This is a genomic window from Marinobacter sp. BSs20148 (genome assembly GCF_000283275.1).
Taxonomy (GTDB): domain Bacteria; phylum Pseudomonadota; class Gammaproteobacteria; order Pseudomonadales; family Oleiphilaceae; genus Marinobacter; species Marinobacter psychrophilus.
The window spans coordinates 2368123-2390585 of record NC_018268.1 but is presented as its reverse complement, the minus strand read 5'-3'; the positions used below and the strand labels follow the sequence as shown (position 1 = coordinate 2390585).

22 protein-coding genes, 1 tRNA gene and 1 pseudogene are annotated in these 22463 nt (G+C 52.6%); 13 read left to right on the top strand and 11 right to left on the bottom strand.

The window, feature by feature from the left end:
- The first annotated feature begins 36 nt into the window (after positions 1–36).
- From MRBBS_RS10790 to MRBBS_RS10770, 5 genes are all read left to right on the top strand, one after another.
- Complete coding sequence (locus tag MRBBS_RS10790) at positions 37–906, top strand: branched-chain amino acid ABC transporter permease (RefSeq protein ID WP_014871542.1); 870 nt, start codon at positions 37–39, stop codon at positions 904–906.
- Positions 903–1850: a branched-chain amino acid ABC transporter permease gene (locus MRBBS_RS10785; RefSeq protein ID WP_014871541.1), complete on the top strand. Its 948-nt coding sequence runs from the start codon at positions 903–905 to the stop codon at positions 1848–1850. Before MRBBS_RS10790 ends, MRBBS_RS10785 begins: the two co-directional genes overlap by 4 nt.
- On the top strand, positions 1847–2629 hold the full coding sequence (locus MRBBS_RS10780; RefSeq protein WP_014871540.1) for an ABC transporter ATP-binding protein: 783 nt from the start codon (positions 1847–1849) through the stop codon (positions 2627–2629). Before MRBBS_RS10785 ends, MRBBS_RS10780 begins: the two co-directional genes overlap by 4 nt.
- The gene (locus MRBBS_RS10775) at positions 2626–3330 is read left to right on the top strand and encodes an ABC transporter ATP-binding protein (RefSeq protein ID WP_014871539.1); all 705 of its coding nucleotides are present in this window, start codon (positions 2626–2628) and stop codon (positions 3328–3330) included. Before MRBBS_RS10780 ends, MRBBS_RS10775 begins: the two co-directional genes overlap by 4 nt.
- A 92-nt stretch (positions 3331–3422) precedes the next feature.
- Positions 3423–4886, top strand: a complete 1464-nt coding sequence (locus tag MRBBS_RS10770; RefSeq protein ID WP_041635592.1) for an NAD-dependent succinate-semialdehyde dehydrogenase — start codon at positions 3423–3425, stop codon at positions 4884–4886.
- A 787-nt stretch (positions 4887–5673) separates the two neighbouring features.
- Here the strand turns inward: MRBBS_RS10770 and MRBBS_RS10765 are convergent.
- From MRBBS_RS10765 to MRBBS_RS10735, 7 genes are read right to left on the bottom strand one after another with little or no spacing between them, the layout of a single operon-like run.
- Positions 5674–6126: an arginase family protein gene (locus tag MRBBS_RS10765; protein ID WP_050996630.1), complete on the bottom strand. Its 453-nt coding sequence runs from the start codon at positions 6124–6126 to the stop codon at positions 5674–5676.
- A gap of 10 nt (positions 6127–6136) precedes the next feature.
- The gene (locus MRBBS_RS10760) at positions 6137–7426 is read right to left on the bottom strand and encodes a M20 family metallo-hydrolase (RefSeq protein WP_014871536.1); all 1290 of its coding nucleotides are present in this window, start codon (positions 7424–7426) and stop codon (positions 6137–6139) included.
- Between the two features lie 21 nt (positions 7427–7447).
- On the bottom strand, positions 7448–8167 hold the full coding sequence (locus MRBBS_RS10755; RefSeq protein ID WP_014871535.1) for a DUF1989 domain-containing protein: 720 nt from the start codon (positions 8165–8167) through the stop codon (positions 7448–7450).
- Between the two features lie 55 nt (positions 8168–8222).
- Positions 8223–9041, bottom strand: a complete 819-nt coding sequence (locus tag MRBBS_RS10750; RefSeq protein WP_014871534.1) for an amino acid ABC transporter ATP-binding protein — start codon at positions 9039–9041, stop codon at positions 8223–8225.
- Positions 9028–9726 (bottom strand): amino acid ABC transporter permease, encoded by a 699-nt coding sequence (locus tag MRBBS_RS10745; RefSeq protein WP_014871533.1) that lies wholly within the window; start codon positions 9724–9726, stop codon positions 9028–9030. The genes MRBBS_RS10750 and MRBBS_RS10745 overlap by 14 nt, the downstream gene beginning before the upstream one ends.
- Positions 9727–9739: 13 nt before the next feature.
- Positions 9740–10396, bottom strand: a complete 657-nt coding sequence (locus MRBBS_RS10740; RefSeq protein WP_014871532.1) for an amino acid ABC transporter permease — start codon at positions 10394–10396, stop codon at positions 9740–9742.
- Positions 10397–10445: 49 nt separating this feature from the next.
- The gene (locus MRBBS_RS10735) at positions 10446–11273 is read right to left on the bottom strand and encodes a transporter substrate-binding domain-containing protein (RefSeq protein WP_014871531.1); all 828 of its coding nucleotides are present in this window, start codon (positions 11271–11273) and stop codon (positions 10446–10448) included.
- Positions 11274–11426: 153 nt separating this feature from the next.
- On the opposite strand from MRBBS_RS10735, the gene MRBBS_RS10730 reads away from it, so the two are divergent.
- Together MRBBS_RS10730 and MRBBS_RS10725 are read left to right on the top strand one after the other, a co-directional pair.
- On the top strand, positions 11427–12362 hold the full coding sequence (locus MRBBS_RS10730) for a LysR family transcriptional regulator (RefSeq protein WP_319795899.1): 936 nt from the start codon (positions 11427–11429) through the stop codon (positions 12360–12362).
- A gap of 608 nt (positions 12363–12970) precedes the next feature.
- Positions 12971–13369, top strand: coding sequence for a RidA family protein (locus MRBBS_RS10725; RefSeq protein WP_014871528.1), 399 nt, complete (start codon positions 12971–12973; stop codon positions 13367–13369).
- On the opposite strand, the pseudogene MRBBS_RS10720 reads toward MRBBS_RS10725, so the two are convergent.
- Together MRBBS_RS10720 and MRBBS_RS10715 are read right to left on the bottom strand one after the other, a co-directional pair.
- Positions 13329–13766, bottom strand: a pseudogene (locus MRBBS_RS10720) (cobyric acid synthase CobQ); the annotation flags it as partial. The gene MRBBS_RS10725 and the pseudogene MRBBS_RS10720 sit on opposite strands and share 41 nt — an antisense overlap.
- A gap of 750 nt (positions 13767–14516) precedes the next feature.
- Positions 14517–14900: a PAS domain-containing protein gene (locus MRBBS_RS10715; protein WP_014869772.1), complete on the bottom strand. Its 384-nt coding sequence runs from the start codon at positions 14898–14900 to the stop codon at positions 14517–14519.
- A gap of 165 nt (positions 14901–15065) precedes the next feature.
- On the opposite strand from MRBBS_RS10715, the gene MRBBS_RS19405 reads away from it, so the two are divergent.
- Together MRBBS_RS19405 and MRBBS_RS10710 are read left to right on the top strand one after the other, a co-directional pair.
- Positions 15066–15275, top strand: a complete 210-nt coding sequence (locus tag MRBBS_RS19405; protein ID WP_014871526.1) for a hypothetical protein — start codon at positions 15066–15068, stop codon at positions 15273–15275.
- A gap of 62 nt (positions 15276–15337) precedes the next feature.
- Positions 15338–15544, top strand: a complete 207-nt coding sequence (locus MRBBS_RS10710; protein WP_014871525.1) for a tyrosine-type recombinase/integrase — start codon at positions 15338–15340, stop codon at positions 15542–15544.
- Between the two features lie 71 nt (positions 15545–15615).
- Here the strand turns inward: MRBBS_RS10710 and MRBBS_RS10705 are convergent.
- Positions 15616–15692 (bottom strand) — tRNA-Val (locus tag MRBBS_RS10705).
- A gap of 63 nt (positions 15693–15755) precedes the next feature.
- The gene (gene galU, locus MRBBS_RS10700; protein WP_014871524.1) at positions 15756–16592 is read right to left on the bottom strand and encodes a UTP--glucose-1-phosphate uridylyltransferase GalU; all 837 of its coding nucleotides are present in this window, start codon (positions 16590–16592) and stop codon (positions 15756–15758) included.
- A 233-nt stretch (positions 16593–16825) separates the two neighbouring features.
- Here galU and MRBBS_RS10695 point away from each other — a divergent pair, with 233 nt between their 5' ends.
- From MRBBS_RS10695 to MRBBS_RS10680, 4 genes are all read left to right on the top strand, one after another.
- A complete protein-coding gene (locus tag MRBBS_RS10695; protein WP_014871523.1) occupies positions 16826–18421 on the top strand; it encodes a glucan biosynthesis protein in 1596 nt (531 codons plus the stop codon).
- 2 nt (positions 18422–18423) lie between these two features.
- The gene (locus MRBBS_RS10690; RefSeq protein WP_014871522.1) at positions 18424–18675 is read left to right on the top strand and encodes a hypothetical protein; all 252 of its coding nucleotides are present in this window, start codon (positions 18424–18426) and stop codon (positions 18673–18675) included.
- Complete coding sequence (gene mdoH / locus MRBBS_RS10685) at positions 18668–20746, top strand: glucans biosynthesis glucosyltransferase MdoH (protein ID WP_014871521.1); 2079 nt, start codon at positions 18668–18670, stop codon at positions 20744–20746. Before MRBBS_RS10690 ends, mdoH begins: the two co-directional genes overlap by 8 nt.
- 116 nt (positions 20747–20862) lie before the next feature.
- A complete protein-coding gene (locus tag MRBBS_RS10680; RefSeq protein ID WP_014871520.1) occupies positions 20863–22452 on the top strand; it encodes a glucan biosynthesis protein in 1590 nt (529 codons plus the stop codon).
- The last annotated feature ends 11 nt before the right edge of the window (positions 22453–22463 follow it).

The window sequence follows — 22463 nt, the reverse complement described above, 5'->3', positions numbered from 1 at the left end:
CGCCACGAAACCGGCTCTAACGAAATGAGGTAATTCATGTCTGGCATCGGATCAGCATTGCTGAACAGTCTGGATATCGGGCTTCTGCTGTTCATTATCGCAGTGGGACTGAATATCGTGTTTGGTGTTTTAAACATCATTAACTTTGCTCACGGAGCGCTCTACATGCTGGGGGCATACCTGGCATTTACCCTGATCAACATAGTAGGAATGCCGTTTTGGGCAGCGCTGCTATTGGCTCCGCTTGGCGTGGCTATATTGGCGGTTCTCATCGACCGATTTTTATTACGGTATATCTATTCCAGAGATATAGCAGACAGTTTGTTACTCACTTTCGCACTTCTGTTAATTATTAACGAGAGCGTGCGAATGATCTGGGGCAGTGGAATCCAGGTTGTTCAACCGCCTCAGCTGCTGGCTGGGTCGATGGATATTATGGGTAGTTCCATACCGACATACAGCCTGTTTGTGATTGTTATGGGCCTGGCGCTACTGGCTGGCCTCTGGCTCCTGTTTAATCGGACCCGAATCGGTCGAATCATGCGTGCTGCCGCGCTGGATCGCGATATGGCAGAGGTCTTGTGTATCAATACCCGGCTGGTGGTGACGGGTGTGTTTGCCTTTGGCGCCTGGCTTGCGGCTGTCGGCGGTGTAATTGCCGCACCGATGCGTGCACTGGATCCTGGCATGGGTGACAAGATTATTATTGAATCCTTCATTGTGGTGGTTATTGGTGGACTTGGAAGCTTTCCAGGCGCCTTGCTCGGGGCCATTATTCTCGGGCTGATTCATGGCTTTGGTGGTCGTTATTTTCCAGAGGTAAACATGCTTTTGCCATTTTTGGGAATGGCGCTGGTTCTGCTGTTTAAACCTAATGGCATTATGGGCAAAGGGGCAGCGGCATGAAGATCAAGATTTTATGGGCGTTGCTAGCTTTGGTGATTGCGGGCTTGATTGCGGTGCCATGGATTGCCTCTTACTTTTATATTTTCATTTTTACCGAAATTCTTATTTTAGGATTGTTCGCAGCCAGTTTTAATCTGATTTTTGGCTATACAGGAATGCTGAGTTTCGGGCATGCAGCCTTCTTCGGTATCGGCTCCTACGCGATGGCGCTGGTGCTAATCCATCTGGAGTGGCCGTTCGTCGTCGGCCTGCTGGTATCCATGGGCGTCTCCGCGCTGCTGGCCTTGATCATTGGTTTTTTCTGCGTTCGGCTGAATGAAGTGTATTTCGCCATGTTGACTCTTGCCTTTGGCATGATGGTTTTTGCTATTGCATACCAGTGGCGCTCAGTCACCAATGGCAGTGACGGACTAGCTGGCTTTTCCCTCGGCTCATTCGGGCTCGGGCTTGATCTGACTCTGGCGAATCCAGCTGTCTACTATCACGTGGTGCTAGCCATTGTTGTTATTGCCTCGGCGTTGCTATATCTGGTTTGTAGTAGTTCATTCGGCATGATTCTGAGGGCTATTCGCCAGAATCCTGAGCGGGTGTCATTTGCCGGCCTGAATGTGCGCACTTATCGGTTGGTGGCCTTCGTGATTGCAGGCTCTTTTGCTGGTTTAGCCGGTGGTCTAATTGCTCCATTCCTTCGAGTTGCGAGCCCTGAACTACTGCATTGGTCGATGTCTGCAGAACCGATACTGATGGCTATCCTGGGTGGCACAGGCTACTTTTTGGGACCATTCGTTGGCTCGGCGGTGTTTGTACTGCTGGAGACCTGGATAACCAGCTTTACAGAATCCTGGATGCTTGTTCTCGGTATTATCCTCGCCCTAATGGTTATTTTCTTCCGCAAGGGCCTACTAGGTACCGTCCTTGACTGGTGGATGGAGATAAAGAAATGACTAATCCAATTCTCACCATATCAAACCTTACCAAACGTTTTGGCGGAAACGCTGCGGTTTCGAACATCAATCTGGACGTCATGCGGAAGGAGACCATGGCTATCATCGGCCCCAACGGCGCTGGAAAGACGACGTTTTACAACATGGTTTCTGGCCGGATGCAGCCCTCTGAGGGCAATATCACGCTTGACGGTAAAGACATCACTGGCCTACCACCCCATAAAATTAGCAAATTGGGAATTTCACGCTCTTTTCAGATCAACAACATTTTTCCTGAGATGACGGTCCAAGAGAACGTTGAAGTGGTGTTGTCGGCTTATCACGGCCACAGCCGCAAGCTGTTTAATATTGCCTCTCGTAACGCCGGCATCCAGCAGGAAGCGGTAGAACTCCTCAAGCGCCTGGGTGTTGATAGCCTCAAGGATCGACGTGCCGAAGTCATCAGTTATGGCGACAAGCGTCTGTTAGAGATAGCTATGGTTCTGGCGACGCGTCCAAAATTGGTTCTGCTCGACGAGCCAACGGCAGGGATGACGCCGGAGGAAACCCGACGAACCACAAAACTGATCAAAAGTCTGGCAGACAGTGGCGACTATACGTTCCTCATCACTGAGCATGATATGGATGTGGTCTTCGATTTAGCGGATCGTATTCTCGTCATGCACCGTGGTGAAAAGTTGTTTGCAGGCACTCCAGCGGAAGTGAAGATCCATCCTGAGGTTCGGCGTGCCTACTTGGGTGAGGAAGAAGACGAAGTGACCGGGGAGACCAACGCATGATTCTTGATGTTCGCAATATCCAGACGTTCTATGGCGAAAGCCAGGCGCTTCAGGGCGTTACTCTTCGACTGGAAGAGGGGGAGACTGTTTGTCTACTCGGCCGGAACGGAGCCGGAAAGAGTACAACACTAAAAAGTATCATTGGCTTAACGCCTCCGAGATCTGGTGAGGTGATCTTCAACGGCAAGCAAATTCAGGGTTTTCCGCCGCACCGAATTGCCCGTTCAGGCATTGGTTATGTGCCGGAGGACCGCCGAATTTTTCCCAGTTTGAGCGTTCGAGATAACCTCGAAGTGGCCGCGTATCAGCGCAAGGGGAGTGCCGCCCACTGGACAGTGGACAATATCCTCAAGAAATACGAAATGCTGGGAGAGCGAGAAGACCAAGACGGAGCTACTTTGTCTGGCGGACAGCAGCAAATGCTGGCGGTAGCTCGTTCGTTGATGACTCAGCCACGGTTGCTGTTGCTGGATGAACCCAATGAGGGGCTGGCCCCGGTTATTGTGCAGCAGATCGGGGAGTTGATTGACGATCTTAGTCAGACCACGACCATACTATTCACTGACCAGAATGTTCGATTCGCACTGAAACATTCCCAGAGAGCCTACATTCTGGAAAAGGGGCAGGTTGTCCATCAGGCCACTAGTGACGAACTGCGAGCTGACCAGGCCACTCAGGAGAGGTTCTTGTCGGTCGCGTAATCTGGCCTGGAATCATCGCTGCAGGAGCAGACATGATTGAACACTATTTGCTTTGGAAACGTTGAATCTCCCTTGTGAGGACTGTAATGACTATTAGTTTAGCGAACCCGAAACTCTTGTGTGAAAGTGCTTACGTTAACGGAAGTTGGGTTCAGGCCCAATCCGGTGAGGTTTTCTCGGTTATCAATCCTGCCAATGGAGAGTGCTTGGCTACTGTGCCGGACATGGGTGCAGAAGACACGGCGTTGGCAATTCGAGCTGCGGAGGCTGCATGGCCGGAATGGCGCGCACGAACAGCCAAGGAGCGTGCGGGTATCCTTGGCCGATGGTTTGATCTGGTGATGCATCATCAGGAAGACCTGGCACGGCTGATGACCGCCGAACAGGGTAAACCACTTGCGGAAGCACGGGGCGAAGTGGCCTATGGGGCGAGTTTTATCGAGTGGTTTGCCGAGGAGGCCAAGCGAGCCTATGGCGATGTTATTCCGGGTCACGGTCGGGATAAGCGAATTATTGTTATCAAACAGCCTATAGGGGTGGTAGCAGCCATCACGCCGTGGAACTTTCCAGTGGCGATGATTACTCGCAAAGTAGCGCCCGCGCTTGCAGCGGGTTGCCCTGTTGTCGTCAAGCCTGCGGAAGATACACCCTTGTGCGCCCTCGCGTTGGCGGTGCTGGCAGCGGAGGCGGGAGTTCCAGCAGGAATTTTCAATGTAATAACCTGCTCTAAAGCCCGAGCGCCGGAGGTGGGTGAGGAGTTAACAACGAGCCCGATCGTTCGCAAAGTATCGTTCACCGGCTCAACGCCGGTTGGCAAGTTGCTGATGCGCCAGGCTAGCGGCACTGTCAAGAAAGTGAGCCTGGAGCTGGGCGGCAATGCCCCGTTTATCGTCTTCGACGATGCGGATCTTGATGCGGCAGTAAACGGGCTTATGGCATCCAAATATCGCAATACCGGGCAGACCTGTGTCTGCGCCAACCGTATCTATGTCCAGTCTGGAGTTTATGACGCCTTTGTTGAGAAACTAAAGATTGCTGTCAGCAAGATGGTTGTAGGTGCAGGTCTCGACGGTGAGACGCATCAGGGGCCGTTGATCAATCAGGCAGCTCTGGACAAGGTCAAGCGGCATATTTCTGATGCGACGACTAAGGGAGCGAAAGTCGTTTTGGGAGGGCAAACACACACGCTTGGCGGGACATTTTTCGAGCCTACCATCCTTACGGATGTGACGCAGGAAATGGTGATAGCCAGTGAAGAGACGTTTGGCCCAGTGGCGCCGCTGTTTCGGTTTGATACTGAAGAGCAGGCGATCGCCATGGCCAATAACACGGAGTTTGGTTTAGCTGCCTACTTCTACAGTAATGATATAAGACGCATATGGCATGTGGCTGAAGCTCTTGAAACTGGCATGATCGGTATCAACGACGGGATTATTTCTACAGAGGCGGCCCCCTTTGGCGGTATTAAGGAAAGCGGACTTGGCCGGGAAGGTTCACGATACGGCTTGGATGAGTTCATGGAACTCAAATACCTATGTCTCGGTAGCATGCGTTAGGTGCGGGGTTTAAGGGGAACTGAATGTCAGGCTCCCCCGTCGCACGCTCCGCGGGCTTGTAGTGGTTCGATAATTCCGGACACTAACGTAGGTGGTAGCATCGCCATCATAAACGAGGTGTCTGATGGCCATAAAACGACCGCTTTTAGGCGAAAGGGACGGAGGCAATCGATGCTCAAGCGATTTGGCTTTTATTGAAACGATAGTGATTTTATCACTTCGTTTTCAATCTCAAGACGAACTCAGTGTGGTTGGTTGCTTTACGATGAAGTTGTGATCGGTTGAGCTGGTGATAACTGTGCCCGACAGGGGGGAGTTTCCACATTCAGGGCAGGGGTCGTAGCTTCAGGATTAAGAAAAAGCAGCTTAAAATTTTGAACACTCCCAGGGCACCGTTTGGGCACAGCCAATAAAAAAGGCCTCACGCTTTCACGTAAGACCTTGCAAATATGGTGCGCCCGACAAGATTCGAACCTGTGACCACTGCCTTCGGAGAGTACCGCTACAGTGCGTTTGCAAGAGAGCTAAATCGATTTAAATAATTAAAATCAGATACTTAGAACTTAACTTGTAATATAAAAATGCCTTTACATCAAAATTTTGACCGATTAACGACAACTTTAAACACAAAACTGATACGAAATGATTATCTGTAAATGGAACTTTTGATCAGTGCCTTTAACCACCTATTTACAGAGTTTGTGCCTTGCTAGTTTGTTCGCAAGCGTTACGATTTGAGTGTCCGAAAATCGGACATAGACGATTCTGAGAATCGCAGTTTATGGTTTTAGTTGATTAACTTAAACCGGGCCGCCGTGGTGAAATTTCGAGCCCTGAAACTCGTCCCAGGTTTCGCATGGGCATAGAGATGGATCAAGCCGGCCGGACCATCGGCCGCTAAACCAGGCAAGATGGGGTAGGTGATTGAATAGTCGTCACCGGCGCTAAGCGGGATAAGACTTGCTTGGTGAACGACGCTGTAGCAAGCGGCAATATCATTGGAAACTTGCTCAAAGTGGTAGATAAATGAAAAGCGCACATTGCCGATATCGGCAATGTGCCGCTGGGCAAACGGGTCTAACCGGGTAAGGTGATGCAGACCGCACATTATGGTTGATTGGTTGCGAATTTTCCGTGGGCCGTGGTGGGTGCCAGTGCGATTACTAACTCCACCGTCAAAGTGAATCCTGACCAGAGCAATATCAAGTCCCTTCAATGCACCGTCTGTGCCCTTGGTCATTGCTCTTTTTTTAACAGGTCAATCTTGCCAAACTGGCGGCTAACAGTTGAGTGCCCACAACGGCATCGTCTAGCTCGATATGCTCATCCGGGTGATGGCTTAGGCCATCGCGGCAAGGTATAAATATCATTGCCGTTGGGCAGTGTTTGACAAGATGAATGGCATCGTGAAAAGCACCAGATACTAAGTGCGGTGCTGTTATGCCCAGCTCGTGTGCGGTGTCATCAAGTAGTGCTGTTAGGGTTGTCGGGAAAGCAACCGGTTCAACCCGTGATAGCGGGATCAGCGTTGCGCGACAACCGGCCCAGGTTTGCTGAGAAAGTTGATTAAACGTGGCTTCCAGCGCTTTGAGGGTCTCCGTTTCAGGGTGGCGTAAATCAATACTGAAGGTGACTTGGTCAGGAATCGTGTTCACTGAGCCAGGGCTGACCGAAAACGTGCCAATGGTAAAACGCACGCGGTCTTCATCGTCCCAAGTGGCTTCCCGTAGCGCCGTTGCCAAGGCGCAGGCACCTTCGAATGCATCGCGGCGCTGGGCACGCGGGGTAGTGCCAGCGTGGTTAGCGCTTCCCGTCACCGTTACTTGAAACCAACTGACGCCCTGAATACCTTCCACTACACCCACTGAAGCGCCATCACGCTCCAATATAGGGCCTTGCTCAATATGCAGTTCAATAAAAGCGTGCATGGGCGTTGCCAGCGGGCGACGGGCCACCCCCGCAGCGTCCAGTTCCGCCAAGCAAGTATCTAACGCACTTCCAAGGTTGACGCCGTCGCTGTCTTCAAGCAAGCGTGTTTCATCCAGCTTGCGCACGCCGCAAAAGACCGCCGAGCCTGATGTGCCGGGCGAGAAGCGCGCGCCCTCTTCATTGGTCCAACTCACTAAAGAGAGCGGCCGGCGGAGAGTAAAGCCCGCATCTTTAAGTGCTCGCAGGGCTTCAAGCCCAGCCAGTACGCCCAGCGCGCCATCGTACTTACCACCCGTCGGTTGGCTATCCAAATGACTACCGGTAACCACGGGGTCCAGCTCGTGTTCGCTACCGGGAACATCAAGAAACACGTTGCCGATTGCGTCTACGCTTGCCTTCGCCCCCAGCGCGCTGGCCTGCTCGATTAGCCACAGCCGCGCTCGGGTGTCGTTGCGATCAAGTGCCAGGCGGGCCACACCGCCATCCGAGCGTCCGCCGAACATAGCTACCGTTGCTAGGTCATTGGCTAGACGTTCCGAGCTTACTGCTGCCGCAATAGCTGCAATATCAATGATGGGGCAATCGGTTTCGTAGTTGATGTGTGTCTGCATCAGGCTCTCCATGTATGTTTTCTATTCGTAAACTTCGAAATGCACCTCGACTGGCACACAGTCAGCCCCATTGATGGGAATGATGTCCTGTGGGCAGGAGGACATGGCTACAACACAGTCCATTTCAGCGCGTAGTTCAACATAGTCACCTGGTTTGGAAACCGGTGGACACCAGTCGACTTTCATCTGTGCGTTAACCGGAATATTCATCCAAAGATTGAACGGCTGTGGCACCTCGGATACTTCAGTGCCAATCGCTCGCATGGCCAAGCGCAGGTTATCGGCGCAGTTATCATGGTAGCCCTCCACCCCCAAGGTCATATAGCGGAACAGGTCGCAGGCCGCCATTAGCGTGTCGTGGATACCCGGCGAAGTGTCGGCGGTGAGCGTCATGATCGGGCGGCGACGATTACTCATTAGTGGGTCGCCTACGTGGGGAATCAGCCCGCTCAACCAAGCACGACCGTGTTCCCATGACATAAATTCGTTGAGATTGTCGGTGCTAAATGCCCAGGCATCGCACACTTGAGTACCGTGAGTGTTGATAATCCTAATGGTTTGCCCTGCTTTTAATCGCACTGCTCGGCCGCTACGGGCGGCAACTTCGTAGCGCTCGCCGAGCACTGGGGTGCCATCGGTAGAGATGGGATTTTCTAACGTGTGATTGTGACCGCAGGGCTCACTGTTGCTGCGTGGCAGTTGCTCAATGCGAGCGTGATCAAAGCGTGTTTCAGAACTCATAGGATTCTCCATATGTATTTATAATGTGGTCTAACCGATGCATTTAACCTTTGCGTCAATCAATATGACGCTCGCGCCAGGTATTCAAAAACTGCTGAAGGCGCTCGCTTTTTGGCTGTCGGAACAGCGTGGTGGGCGGGCCACTCTCCACCACGCGACCTTGATCCATAAAGATCACGCGGTCGGCAACTTTAGCTGCGAAGCCCATCTCGTGGGTGACGATCACCATGGTCATTCCATCGGCGGCAAGCTTCTTCATCACATCTAGCACTTCGCCGACCAGCTCAGGGTCAAGCGCTGAGGTGGGTTCATCGAAGAACATCACCCTGGGTTTCATGGCGAGCGCCCGGGCGATGGCTACGCGCTGCTTCTGACCGCCGGAAAGGCTCTCGGGGAAATGCCCGGCACGATCGGCAAGGCCAACCTGCTCTAGCATGGCCATGCCTTCTACGTCGGCATCGCGACGGGACAAACCGTTGACTAAGCGCAGCGCCTCGGTCACGTTTTCAAGCGCGGTGCGATGCGGCCATAAATTAAAGTGCTGGAACACCATGCCGACTGAGGCACGCACTTGGTCTACACGCTTCTCACTGGTGCGGACGCGCTTGCCGCCGCGGTCTTCGTAGCCCAATAGTTGGCCGTCGATGTAGACGCTGCCATGGTCATAGGGCTCTAAAAATGCAAGGCAACGTAGCAGGGTCGATTTGCCGGAACCAGAAGGACCAATTACACAGACCACTTCAGAAGAGGCGAGGCGGAAGTCGATGGTGGTCAATACTTCCAAATTGCCAAACTGCTTGCTGATACCTTGTGCCTCAACCATTGTCTTTTGACGGGTAAGCGATGGCGGCGAGAGCGTTTCAACCATTGGCATGAGGGGTAGCTCCTTGTTGACGCAGTTGACGCGGTTGACGATTGGCTAAGTGTTTTTCCAGTGCATAGCCGCTGCGGGCAATCAATTCAATGATTAGCCAGTAGAGCAGCGCGACCGCCAGGTAGGGCTCGATCACTTGGAACGTCTGGTTAACGATTGTGGTGGCATTTTTGGTCAGATCGTCTACCGAGATAATCGAGATAAGGGCGGATTCCTTCACCAGAATAATCAACTGATTGGTACCAGGCGGTACGATTAAACGCGCCATTTGTGGAACCTGAATACGTATTAGCGCGTGCCAAGGGGAGATGCCAAGCATCCGCGCCGCCTCAAGCTGACCTTTAGGAATCGACTTGAAGCCACCACGATAAATTTCAGCAAAGTAACCTGCGCCATAGAGGCCGATGCCCGCGACACCGGCGATCTCGGCATCTAGCCGAAGGCCAATACTGGGGCCACCGTAATAGAGTAAAAACAGCAGGATGAGCAGCGGAATGCCACGGCACACTTCTACATAGCAGGCCACTGGGTAGCCGAAAATGCGCGGATTAGTGAGCCGTAGTGCTGCGAGCACCATGCCTAAAGAAAGTGCGAGTAAACAGCCAGAAAAACAGATCCACAGCGTGTTCCATAAGCCTTGCAGAATCAGGCCTCGCGCTTCCCATAGCAGGGCAATATCAAACATAGCGGACATTCCCCTATTCGGTGGCTAGGCCGCCGACCATGCGGCGTTCTAAATAAGCGCTGAGACGTGCTAGCACCAGGTTGACCGCGAGATAAAGCACTGCAGCGGCAAGGTAGGTTTCTAGCGGCTGAAAGGTGCGTGAAGCGATTTGTTCGCTGACCCGCATCAGCTCGGTGACCGCGATCACCGAGATCAGCGATGAATTTTTGACAATTGTGATGACCTCGTTGGTTAAAGGCAGCAAGGTAAGACGAAACACTTGGGGCATAATAATGCGCCTTCGGATGTGCCAAGCGGAGATACCCGCCATGCGTGCCGCTTCTATTTGCCCAGTGGGAATATGGCTGATGCCGCTGCGAAAGATTTCTGCCTGAAAGGCAGCGGTATTAAGCGTTAAGGTCAAAATGGCGGCCGAAATAGACGCTATTTCAATGCCAATTTCAGGCAACAGATAATAGACCAGCAGTAGTTGCAGCAAGATGGGGGTTCCACGCCAAAAGCTGCGGTAAAGCCCACAGGGCCAGTGCACTAGGCGATACCGGCTGGTCAAACCAAAGGCCAGTAAAACACCCAATACCAGTCCTAATGCGATGGCGGAAAGCGAGACCACCAACGTGGTGGCCAAACCTTTGAACAGCACAGGGTAGTGGTTGAGTAGAATCTCAAACATGTAGCACCTGCAAAAAAAAGTGGATCGGCTTAGCGAACCCCGCGCCGTTTTACTCGGCCGCTGGCAGTTCTAAAGGCAGCTCCATCGGGCCACCGAACCATTTTATTTGTAGCTCTTCCAGAGTGCCGTCTTCATTGAGGCGTCGAATTTGCTCATCCATAAAGGCATTAAGCGTCGCGCTCTTTTCGTCATTACGTCCCGCCCAGCTGAAATAAACGGGATTACCGAAAGTGCCAACCACTTCAAATACATCGGGGCGGGTTCGCTCTGCTTCGAGCAGGTTGGGTAGGCTAGCGATCACCACATCGACACGGCCGGTTCCCAGCTCAGCGTAGGCTTCGTCAACACCTGTGTAAGTACGGATGTTGGCAACGGGGGTGCCCGCTTCCTCAAGCTTTGCTGCTAATGCCTCTAGCGCTTCCAGCTGTGCGGATCCCACCTGAGCAGCGGCTACTTTGCCGGCGATATCCTTAGGTGAGCTGATGCCCTCTTCACCTGCTCGCTTAAGAATTGCCATGGTGGCATCAGCAATTGGGGCGCTGAGGTGATAACGTTCCATGCGCTCTGGGGTAGCGGTGACCGAGGTGATCACGTAGTCAAAACGCTCGCGCTCTAAGCCCGGCAGAATTCCTTGCCAGGGAAGGTCCATGCGGATTAACTCGACGCCCTCAAGCTCTTCCATGATGTGTTTCATGATATCGGCGGAGTAGCCGATAATTTCGCCATCTTCAACGTACTCAAACGGAGCGTAGCGCGCTTCGGTGCCGACGGTAAAAGTGCCATCTGAGCGAATGTCGTCAAGTAAATCACTGTGGGCCGGAGTGGCGAAGCTGGCGCTGAGTAGAAGGCCAGCGATAATGGTCGGTATACGTTGCATGGGGATGCTCCTCGGGGTGGTGATACTCGAATCAGCGGCAAAGGCCTGCTGAACAACAACTCTGTGAGTAAATCAGGAATTATGTAACAATAAAATCGTTATATTTGGATGTATATACCCGTTTTATTGATGTTAATTGCACTAACGTAGAGCATGCCGATGAAACTCTCTGCCGCTGATCTTAAAAGTCTCTCTGTATTTCATGCTGTGACCGAGCATCGAGGGTTTGCGGGTGCGCAAACTGCGCTGCATATGAGCCAGTCCGCAGTCAGTTTTCATATCCGCGCACTTGAAGAGCGGGTGGGGTTTACCGTATGCCGCCGGGGTCGGCAGGGGTTTGAGCTAACCGAGCGGGGCACCATTGTGTATGAGCGTGCCAAGGTGTTGCTCGCATCTGTGGACGATTTTGATAGCGAGATGAATGAGCTGCGCAGTTCCGTTTATGGCACGCTGCGTCTAGGCGTGGTTGATAACACCATTATGGATGTGGATCTTGACCTACAGGGCGTGATTGGCGAGTTTCTGCGCAAGAACCCTAAAGCGCGACTCAATATTACCGTGGGTAGTCCTGATCGCTTGATCGGCGAGATCGCCAATGGTGAAGTGCAGCTAGGCATCTTACCGGAAATGGCACAAATTGAAGGCTTGCAGCATCGCCAAGTATACACTGAGGTGCACAGGATTTATTGCGCTAAACGGCATCCACTGTTTGCACGCGATAGCGCCCAGCTAACGGTAGAAGAAGTCATCAATCATCCGTTTGTGGTGCGCCCATACGCCAACCTGCAAGAGCTAAAAAGCTTTCCCAATGCAGAAGTAGGCGCCCATGCGTCAAATATGGAAGCCCAAGCGCTATTAATTTTAAGCGGCCACTTTATTGGCAATCTACCCCACTATTACGCCAATCACTGGGTAGAGAGGGGTGAACTCAAAGCGCTGCTGCCCGATCTCGTTGAGATTGTTTCGCCGTTTTGTGTTGTTACCCGAACAGGCCGACGCCCCTCGCTCATTGTGCGCACCTTTATTCAAGAACTGGTGGCCCGGCTTTGGCAGCAATCACACTTGGTTGAAGCGTATAAAGAGGAATAATTTACTGACTAACATCGGCTCAATTGACGATTCTTGATTCTCTAAAGAATTGCTTTCTAGGCTCTTGGAAACTGCTATGTTTCAATGATTTCGGACATTGACCAAAGTGGTAATATAGCCGCCTTAAGTGAGGTGTCTGATGACCAAAAAACGACGTTCTTTTCGCTTGAGTTCAAGCGAAAAGCTGCTGGCCTGATGGTTAACTAAGGATGCTCCTCTACACCGACCTGCGCGTCCTTGGGCATGGGTAAACGCGCTCTACGACGATAGGTTCAGCAACTGTTCAGCGATCAGTTTGCCATTCTCTTTGAAAGCTTGCCCATCGACCGATTCATGCTCCTTTAACCGATGCTCCAGCATATTTGGGTTGACCCTCAGACTTAGCGCCGCGTGGGCTCACGAGTATCCCGGCTCCGGCTCAAGACTGATGGCGTCCAGCTCAAATTCCTTTGAGTACAGCTTTCTCGTGGTCATGTAGGTTCTCCAAGTTTAGGGTATTATTCTTTATCTGGGCTGGTCACATCCACTCAGCCACTTTACAATAATTAATCACGTTTAGACCCTGCCTAACTATCCGCAAGCGTGATCAGTATTTAGAAGGAGCTAGCATGCCCACATTTATGAATGACCCTACCATGCCCACCCCAAGCTTCCCCGGTAGCCACATGGTAATCGATGACCACTATGTGTTTATTTCAGGGCTAACCGTCGTTGATCTTTCCAACGGCCATGCCGCACGGGGAGATATTAAAGAAGAAACGCGTCTTATCATGCGTGCACTGTCACGCATGCTTGAGAAGGTAGGTGGCAGCCTGGCGGATATACTGCGGGTGGATATCCACCTCACTGATTTACATGCCATCCAAGATATGGACTCTGTATATTCAGAGCATTTTGAACCCGGTCGCTACCCTGCCCGTACCTGCACGGAATCGCCTAACATCTGTGGCGGTGGTAATGTTGAAATTACCGTGATGGCCAAACGCCAGCCTCAATCAGAGCAATAACCACATCGATATCTATGCAGACTTCCAGCATATCCGCCAAGCGATCAATTTCACGTTGGGCTTGGTAATCGTTTTGCTCACCATTAGTGAGGCCCAGCCGTTTTAGTAGTGCTTGGCAGGCATCGGGACGATGAACTAATCCATACAGATAAGCGCCCATTATTTGCCCGTCATCGCTAATGGCATCTTTTGGCTGCCCCTCTATATAAAGTAACGGCGAACTAAGCGCAGATCTCTCGCTAACGCCGTTATGAATTTCATACCACACGACTAAAGCACTTTCATCTACCATCATTCCGTTCACATCGCGTAATTGGTTGCCAGTCATCATACGAGTTGTTAGGGGTAACAACCCCAATTCGGCCGTTTCCCCTCGCTTGCCCTTCATGCCTTCAGGGTCATCTTCCCACTCGCACGTAAAATCTGTTTCTTTGGCGGATGCTCAAAAAGAAAATCAATTGCATACGAAAGATCACCGTCAGGTTCATCGAGAACCAAACAGCCAATAAAAAAGACCCTACGTTTTCACGTAAGACCTGGAAAATATGGCGCGCCCGACAGGATTCGAACCTGTGACCACTGCCTTCGGAGAGCACCGCTACTTTTGGGCACAAGGCTGATAGGGCTTCGTTGTCCGGAAATAGGACATTTGACCGGTGCCCAAGGTTGTCCTCGGAGCTAGTTGTTAGGATTTTACGCCTTGGAGAGTGGCTCGCAACTGTTAGGTAATGAGTGTCCGGAATTCGGACATCCAAGGATTCGGTGAGTGCAGTATGTGGTTGTGTTGAATTAACAATAACGGGCTAATAGCCCATCCAGGAGCCTGCTGGACACAGGCATTGCTTCCCTAAGTAAGCCGCGCATCAGCAGTGACATGTGTCATCTGGACTGCAGGTCGCGGCTGGAACTCCCCGAAAAGAATGCCCAGCGGGCGCCTGGATGTGAGATCAGGAATTAGCTGGCAAAATTACCGACTGCCGACCAGCACATCGTTGAAGTGGACGGTGGAAGCGAAAAAATTTAAATTACTTATCCATCGGTTGTGGAAGATACAGACGAATACATTCGATCGCAGCTGCTCATTGAGCTCGGTGGTCGAAACGTTAATGATGCCATGTCGCCCTCTGCTCGAACGCATTTATAAGCTCTAACCGATAGCTCTCTGGACTGCCACATAATGCGTGACTTCGTCGCCATCCATTACCGGAGAGATTTTCCATTCAATGATAAAAGAGGAGCCGTCCTTGCGGTAATTAATGGTGTCGCCGTGAAAGGTCCGATTATTCTTCAGATCGTCAGACAAGCGCTCTTTTACTCCTCTCTCGGTTTTCGGTCCCTGAAGCAATCCTGGTGTTTTTCCGATTACTTCATCCGCAGAATAGCCGGTCAGATTGCTGAAGGCCTGATTTACATAGATGATGACAGAGTTAGTATGATCGGAAGAAGCTTTTGTCACCATGATTGATTCAAAAGCCAAGCCAGCGACGGTTTGAAACAGTGGGGATTGAAGCACGTCTTCAGAATTGTTCATACATGTCCCTTTGCGTTAAAAATGATTTCTGTTTGATAACATACCACTACTTTACGAACCGCGCTTCTCACTTTATCAGTTCGGGAGCAAACCAAACCTGACCAACTACGCTGACACATAGGGACGGCGCTATCTTGTCTGCGCCACCGGTGTAAACGTGAATTCGTGGCTGACTTGTTTCGGTTTGCGAAGACCAAACGCTGGTACCCGTCAGAGCGCGACAACCCGGCTGAAGTCACGTATTCAAAAACCGATTACGGTAAAGATTGCCAGCGCATGAACCTGGATCAATACCGGGCCATTCACACGATCGCTCCGCACCGGGCGCCGACGCGCAGAGTGAGGGCAGGGGGTCGCGAGCACTGGACCAGTTGATGCCCAATAACTTCACCGAGAAATTCCGAACGCTCAGGGATTAGACCGGGTTATTTAATGATATGCCAAAAGAGCAGCGTCCAACGTTTCACGAGATCCGTTCTTTGGGCTCATGGCTCTACGAAAAAGCAGGGTACAGTCAGGGGTATGTACAAGCGCTGATGGCTTACAGTGACGAGAAGATGACGGCGTATTACCAAGCTGGGCATGAACAAAAATGGATGACGGTGGCTGTGGAATTGAGCCTGAAATCGATACTGTATAAGTGAAACGTTTTACAACAGTATTACAAAAATTTTACAACGAGGCTTTGCGAGGTCGTGCAAGTCATTGAAAGTAATGGTAGGACCAGGCAGATTTGAACTGCCGACCTCTGCCATGTCAAGGCAGCGCTCTAACCAACTGAGCTATGGTCCTGTTTTGCAACGCAGCGAAATATACTGATTCGGCTGCGATGCGTCAACTTTTTATTGGCTTAGGCTATAAGCCTTTTTTATAGATGTTTTCGTAAACATAATTGGTCGCTTCTACAAAGCCGTCTATACTGCCGCAGTCAAAACGCCTGCCTTTGAATTGGTAGGCCAGTACGCAGCCAGTTTTGGCTTGTTCCAACAGGGCGTCAGTAATTTGTATTTCACCGTTCTTTCCAGGCGGCGTGCGCTCCAGAATGTCGAAAATATCCGGTGTCAGAATATAGCGACCGATGATGGCCATGTTGCTGGGTGCGTCTTCTGGTGCAGGCTTTTCCACCATGTCCGTTACCCGGAACAAGCCGTCTTTCATGCACTCGCCAGCAATTACACCGTACTTGTGGGTTTCGTCGGCCGGTACTTCTTCAATGGCCACAATAGAACAGCGGAACTGGTTGTAAAGTTTGACCATTTGCGCCAACACGCCGTCTTCGCCGTCAGGGCCCACGCAGAAGTCGTCGGCCAGCACCACGGCGAAAGGGTTGTCGCCCACCAGGTTGCGACCGGTCAGAATCGCATGGCCCAGACCCTTCATTTCGCTCTGGCGGGTAAAGGCGAAGGTATTGTTGTCAATCAAATTGCGGATAGAGGTCAGCATACCCTCTTTGCCAGAACCCGCAATTTGGTGCTCAAGCTCGTAGCTGATGTCAAAATGATCTTCAATGGCGCGCTTGCCGCGACCGGTAACAAACCCGAATTCGTGAATGCCGGCATCTGATGCCTCTTCAACACCGTACTGAACCAATGGCTTGTTGACGATGGGCAGAATTTCCTTGGGCATGGCCTTGGTGGCCGGTAAAAAGCGGGTGCCATAACCGGCAACGGGAAACAGGCACTTCTTGATCATTTCAGCGTCCTTATGAAAGTCAGTATTGGCAAAGTTTACCCAAGTTGATGGCTAAAATGCAGTTTCACCAAAAGAAAGATTGCTGCCTGCTTGTGGTCAGGCGCGGCAAAGAGTATTAAACCCGGTTTCTTGCTTGATGAACAAGCTTTTACAAACGTGTCACATAAAGCGCGACAACACGTGTGGTGTTGTATAGTCACAACAAATTGAATTGAACTCAGGGAATACCATCCATGCTTGCAAGGACAGCCCGTGTTGTAAACGGGTGCATTGTCGTATTTTGCCTAGGCACCAGCGCTCCGGTTTGGAGCTTTGATTTTGACGATGTCACTAAAAAAGCTCAGGTGCTGGCGCAAAGGCCATACAAAGCGCCCAGCGCAGTTCCCGACTTTCTAACGTCTTTGCCTTACGACCGCTACCAGTCAATCCGCTTCAAGCCTGAAGCCAACCTTTGGCGCCAGCCGGCCAGTGCGGACAAAAAGCACTTTGAAGTCATGATGGTGCCCACCGGCAGCGTATACCGACACGCGGTTACCTTAAACGAAGTGGATCAAGAGGGCGTAAGGCCGCTGATTTTTAATCGCGATCACTTTACCTACCCCTCGCCTGATCTCGCCAGGCGTATTCCAGCCGACCTGGGTTACGCGGGCTTTTGGCTGACCTGGCCCTTACAATCATCGTCCGCAATTAAAAGCGCCGAACGCCAGGGCAACCAGTTCCTGGTGTTCGGCGGCGCCAGTTATTTTCGCGGTGTTGGGGCCGATAACGGTTTCGGCTTGGCAGCCCGGGGACTGGCCATAGACACCGGCTTACCTTCCGGCGAAGAGTTTCCGGCGTTTACCGAGTTTTGGTTGGAACGGCCAGCCGCCAACGCAGCTACCATGACGGTTTACGCGCTGCTAGACAGCCCCAGCGCGACCGGCGCTTACCGTTTTGTGATCAGCCCGAACACGGTTACCGGCATTGAGGTCAGTGCCAACCTGTTTGCCCGCAGCAATATCGATCAGATTGGCCTGGCGCCGCTAACGTCCATGTTCTACTACGGCGAGAATACACGTCAGCCAGCGGGGGAATGGCGGCCCCAGGTTCACGACTCTGATGGCCTGCTAATACGGGACGAAAAATCCGCTGACCTGACCGAGTGGGTATGGCGGCCATTACAGAATCCCACCAGTTTGCGGATGAACTATTTTCAAGTGACCAACCTGAAAGGGTTTGGGCTGATGCAGCGAGATACCCGCTTTGATGATTTTTCAGACGCAGAAGCTCACTACGAAAAGCGCCCGAGCGCGTGGATTGACAACACCGACGATTGGGGCTCAGGTGAAGTTGTGCTGGTAGAAATCCCCACCTCCTCAGAGGGCAACGACAACATCGTGGCCTTTTGGAAGCCGCGTCAGAAAATCGAGCAGGGCGCAGAGCTGAATTTCCAGTACCGCCTTAGATTCGGAGACCATGCCGCGTTTGACGGTAATATTGGCCGTGTTGTGGACACCTGGGTGGGTGCTGGCCGAATTAATGGCGCTAACCAGGGCGAAAACAATCGCAATCTGGAAGGTACCTGGCGGGTGGTCGTCGACTTTGAGGGGAAAACCCTGAACGCCGCTAATGTTCCGGTTGTCAGCGAAGTGGGTACCAACGACAACGCTGAAATACTGGAACACTTTGTAGAGCACCTGCCAGAGCAGGGCATCTGGCGCCTGTCGATGCTGGTCAAGCCTGCGCCCGATATGGACACACCTCTAAGGGCGCGATTATTGGCAGGCCCGAATGCGGTGTCTGAAACCTGGTTGTATCAGCTGCCTGACTTAGCCCAGGCGAGGGACTAAGCGTGGAACAGCTACCGTGCCAGAAGGCACTGGACCGGATAATAGCCTACCTTCGCGGCAGCGGAATCAAACCGGGTGTCAGTGAATGCCGCACCGCGCTTGAACTGGTCGGTCACGCGTTGCAGCAGGCCCCCGATGGCGATTATCTAAAGCTGGTGATGGAACTGCTGCCCCAGTATTTCGAGTTGCCACAGCCAAAACTGTCGCTTGAAGCCGGGCCAGAGCTGCTCAGGGGAAGCATGGGTTATGAATGATCGGGCTCCCCAGAAACTCTGGCGCTGGCGCACGGTAGCCAGAATAAGGCGCAGCTTGCTGGCGCTGCTGGTATTTGGCCAAACCGCGGTGGCCAGCTATTACTTGTTGTGGATCATGCCCTACCACGGAGGCACTCCGGTAGAAATCGGCCTGCTGGTATTGTTTGCATTGCTCTACGCCTGGATAGCCGTGGGTTTTTGGACCGCGGTGGTCGGATTTGTATTGCGGCTGATGGGTGGCGATAAGCACTCGCTGCTGAACCGTTACAGCAGCGATGACCTGGAAAACACCCCACTGGTCAAAACCGCCATTGTGCTGCCTGTTTACCACGAACCGGTGCACTGGACGTTTAGCGGACTGAAAGCGGTGTATCACGAGCTGGAGTGCAACGGCCAGATTGAACACTTTGAATTTTTCATATTGTCAGACAGCCGGAACCCGGAAATATGGTTGGAAGAACAAGCAAAATGGCACCAGCTGTGTGACGAGTTGGGTGCCCACGGCCGTCTGTTTTACCGCCGCCGCGGCGTTAACCTGAACTATAAAAGCGGCAACGTCGCCGATTTCCTGCGGCGTTGGGGCCGGCGCTTCAAATACATGGTGGTGTTAGACGCAGACAGCTTGATGAGTGGGCGCACCATCGTGCGCATGGTTCAGTTAATGGAGCGCGAACCACAGGTTGGAATACTGCAAACAAACCCCTCCATTATTAACGGCCAGTCGCTGTTTGCCCGTCTGCAGCAGTTTGGCAATCGCCTGTATTCCTCACTCTTTACGACGGGCCTCGCCGCTGTGCAAATGGGCCATGCCGCTTTTTGGGGCCACAACGCCATACTGCGCGTAGAGCCGTTTATGCAGCACTGCGGTTTGCGTAAATTACGCGGCTTTGGCGTGTTTGAAGGGCCGATCATGAGCCACGATTTTGTCGAGGCTGCCTATATTGGCCGCGCCGGTTACGAAGTCTGGCTGGAACCCGGTTTGGGCGAAAGTTTTGAAGAGTCACCGCCCACGCTGGCGGATGAACTGTCACGTGACAATCGCTGGGCCAAAGGCAATCTGCAGCACCTGTGGATTCTGTGTTTTGGCCGCCGCATCCGTTTGGCGCACCGCATGGCGTTCCTCAACGGCATAATGGCCTACGTGGCCTCGCCCTTGTGGCTAGCGTTCCTGGCGTTAACGACAGTGGCTGCCGCGGAGTTAACGTTGTCGCCCATCGAGTATTTTCCTGCCGGCCACGAAGGGCTCTTCCCACTCTGGCCGGAATGGCGGCCAGAGTGGGCGCTTACTCTCGCCCTTAGCACATTGGCCTTGCTGTTCGTGCCAAAATTTCTGGCCATTATCGACGCCATCATTCACGGCTTAGCCAAAGGCTTCGGTGGCCCTTGGCGGCTGTTTTTAAGCGTGTGGGTAGAAATTGTATTCTCGGTATTACTGGCACCCATCCGCATGCTGGCCCACAGCCGGTTCGTAATCGCGTCTTTGTTAAACGTCTCCCTAAGCTGGGCCGGGCAAAATCGCACGGAAGAAACCGGCTGGCGCGAGGCGTTAATAACCCAGGCACCGGGATTAATAATGGGCGGTAGCTGGGCGGTGTTCGCCTGGTGGTTAGATGTCAGTTTTTTCATTTGGTCTCTGCCCGTTGCTGTGCCTTTAATACTCGCCGCGCCCACCTCGGTGCTGCTTAGCCGGGTCAGAGTCGGTCAAGCCATACGCCGCGCCGGGCTGTTACTGATTCCTGAAGAGCTGGCACCGTTGCTTTTGCTGAAAAACGCCGCTGAAAATCGAGCCCAGCCGGCCAGCCGCTGGAGTATTGGCCACTTTGAGCAGGCTGTTCTGGTACCGCTGGTTCACCAGCAACAACTGGCGCTGGCCAGGCCGAACCGCCGTTCCAGTCGAGCCGTAAGGCTCAACGGCCTGGTGGACCAATGCATCCGCACCGGCCCGGCGGCATTGAATAAAAAACAAATCAGCGAATTGTGTCAAGACAGAGTGGCCCTGGCCGAGCTTCATCGCCGCGCCTGGATCGCGCCAACGGAGAGCTATTGGGGCCAGGCGATCGCCCGCCTTTAACAACTGGCCCGTCTTTAACAATTAGATAGTGACGAATAAAGAACTCAACCAATAACTGACTATCGACTAAAAACAGAACATCGAAAACCTACCAAGATGACTTTTGAGGTTTAATAATGCGCCGTCGCTCTCTTCTAAAAGCCGTATCTGCTGCTGTTTTGGGCGTGTTACCCATGCCGGCCTTGCTGCAGGCGGGTGAAGTGGCTCGCAGCACAAAACGCAGCGGGTCTTTTGATTACGCCTGGCTCAAAGGCCACGCCCGCCATCTGGCCGACAAAGCCTACCAACCGCAAACCAGCGGCATTCCCGCAAGCTTGAACACCTTAAGCTGGGATGACTACCAAGCCATCCGCTTCAAGCCCCAAGATGCGCTCTGGCGCAGCGACGATTTGTTGTTTCAGGTGCAGCTTTTCCATCTTGGCTTGTACTTCAAAAAACCAGTGCAAATATTCGAAGTGGATGGCGGTATCGCCCGAGCCCTGGAATATCGTCAAAGCAACTTCGACTACAGCGGCAAACAGGCACTGGGTAACCTGGAATCGAATCTCGGTTACGCTGGCTTTCGCTTGCACTTCTACACCAATTTTCAATTAGATTTGGCGTCTTTTCTGGGCGCTAGTTATTTCCGTGCGGTGGGCGAATCCATGCAGTACGGTTTGTCTGCCCGCGGCCTGGCCGTAGACACGGGCATGAGTAGGGAAGAAGAATTCCCCGACTTCACCACCTTCTGGCTAGAGAAACCGGCCCCCGGCCAGGACTTTGTCACCGTCTGGGCTTTACTGGATTCTCCCAGCGTTACCGGCGCCTATGCCTTTCGTATTCAGCCTGGGCAAAATACAGTGATGGATGTGGATGTGGCGCTCTACCCGCGAAAAGCCATCGAACGGGTGGGCATTGCGCCGTTAACCAGCATGTACCAAATGGGCGAAAATGATCGCCGCATGGCGTACGACTGGCGTCCGGAAATTCACGACTCAGATGGCCTGGCGATTCAAAACGGCAACAACGAATGGCTGTGGCGGCCGTTGATGAACCCCCGCAACGTGCATGTCAGCAGTTTTGTTGACAATAACCTGAAAGGCTTTGGCCTGTTGCAGCGCGACCGTAACTTTGAGCACTACCAAGACGACGGCGTGTTCTACAATCGCCGGCCAAGCGCCTGGATTACGCCAAAAGGCGATTGGGGCCCAGGGCAGGTAATGCTCACTGAAATCCCCACCGGAAACGAAACATTCGACAATATCGTGGCATTCTGGAATCCGCAAAAGCCTTTGGCTGTTGGCAAAGAACACCTGTTTTCCTACATTCTGACCTGGGGTGAACAGCCACCGGTGCAGCCAGACAAGTTGGCGCAAGTGCAGGCCACCCGTACCGGGCTTGGCGGCGTTATAGGCCAGCAGCGAGAGGTGTTTTCCTGGCGGTTTGCGATCGATTTTGGTGGCGGTGGTTTAAGCATGTTGGCGGCCGATGCCGAGCTGGAAGCTGCTATTACAACCAGCAGTGGCAAGGTAGAAATAGCGTCTGTGCGCCCTCTGGACTCGATTAAGGGTTACCGCGCAATGTTTGATTTGGTGCCCGGTGAATCGGGCGATCCCGTCGACATCCGTTTGCAGCTGACGCTCAGCGGGCAACCGGTCTCTGAAATGTGGCTTTACCAGTACACGCCGCCGCCAGCGAGCGAGCAAGCCCGGTTTTTGGAACTGTAATACGTCCGATA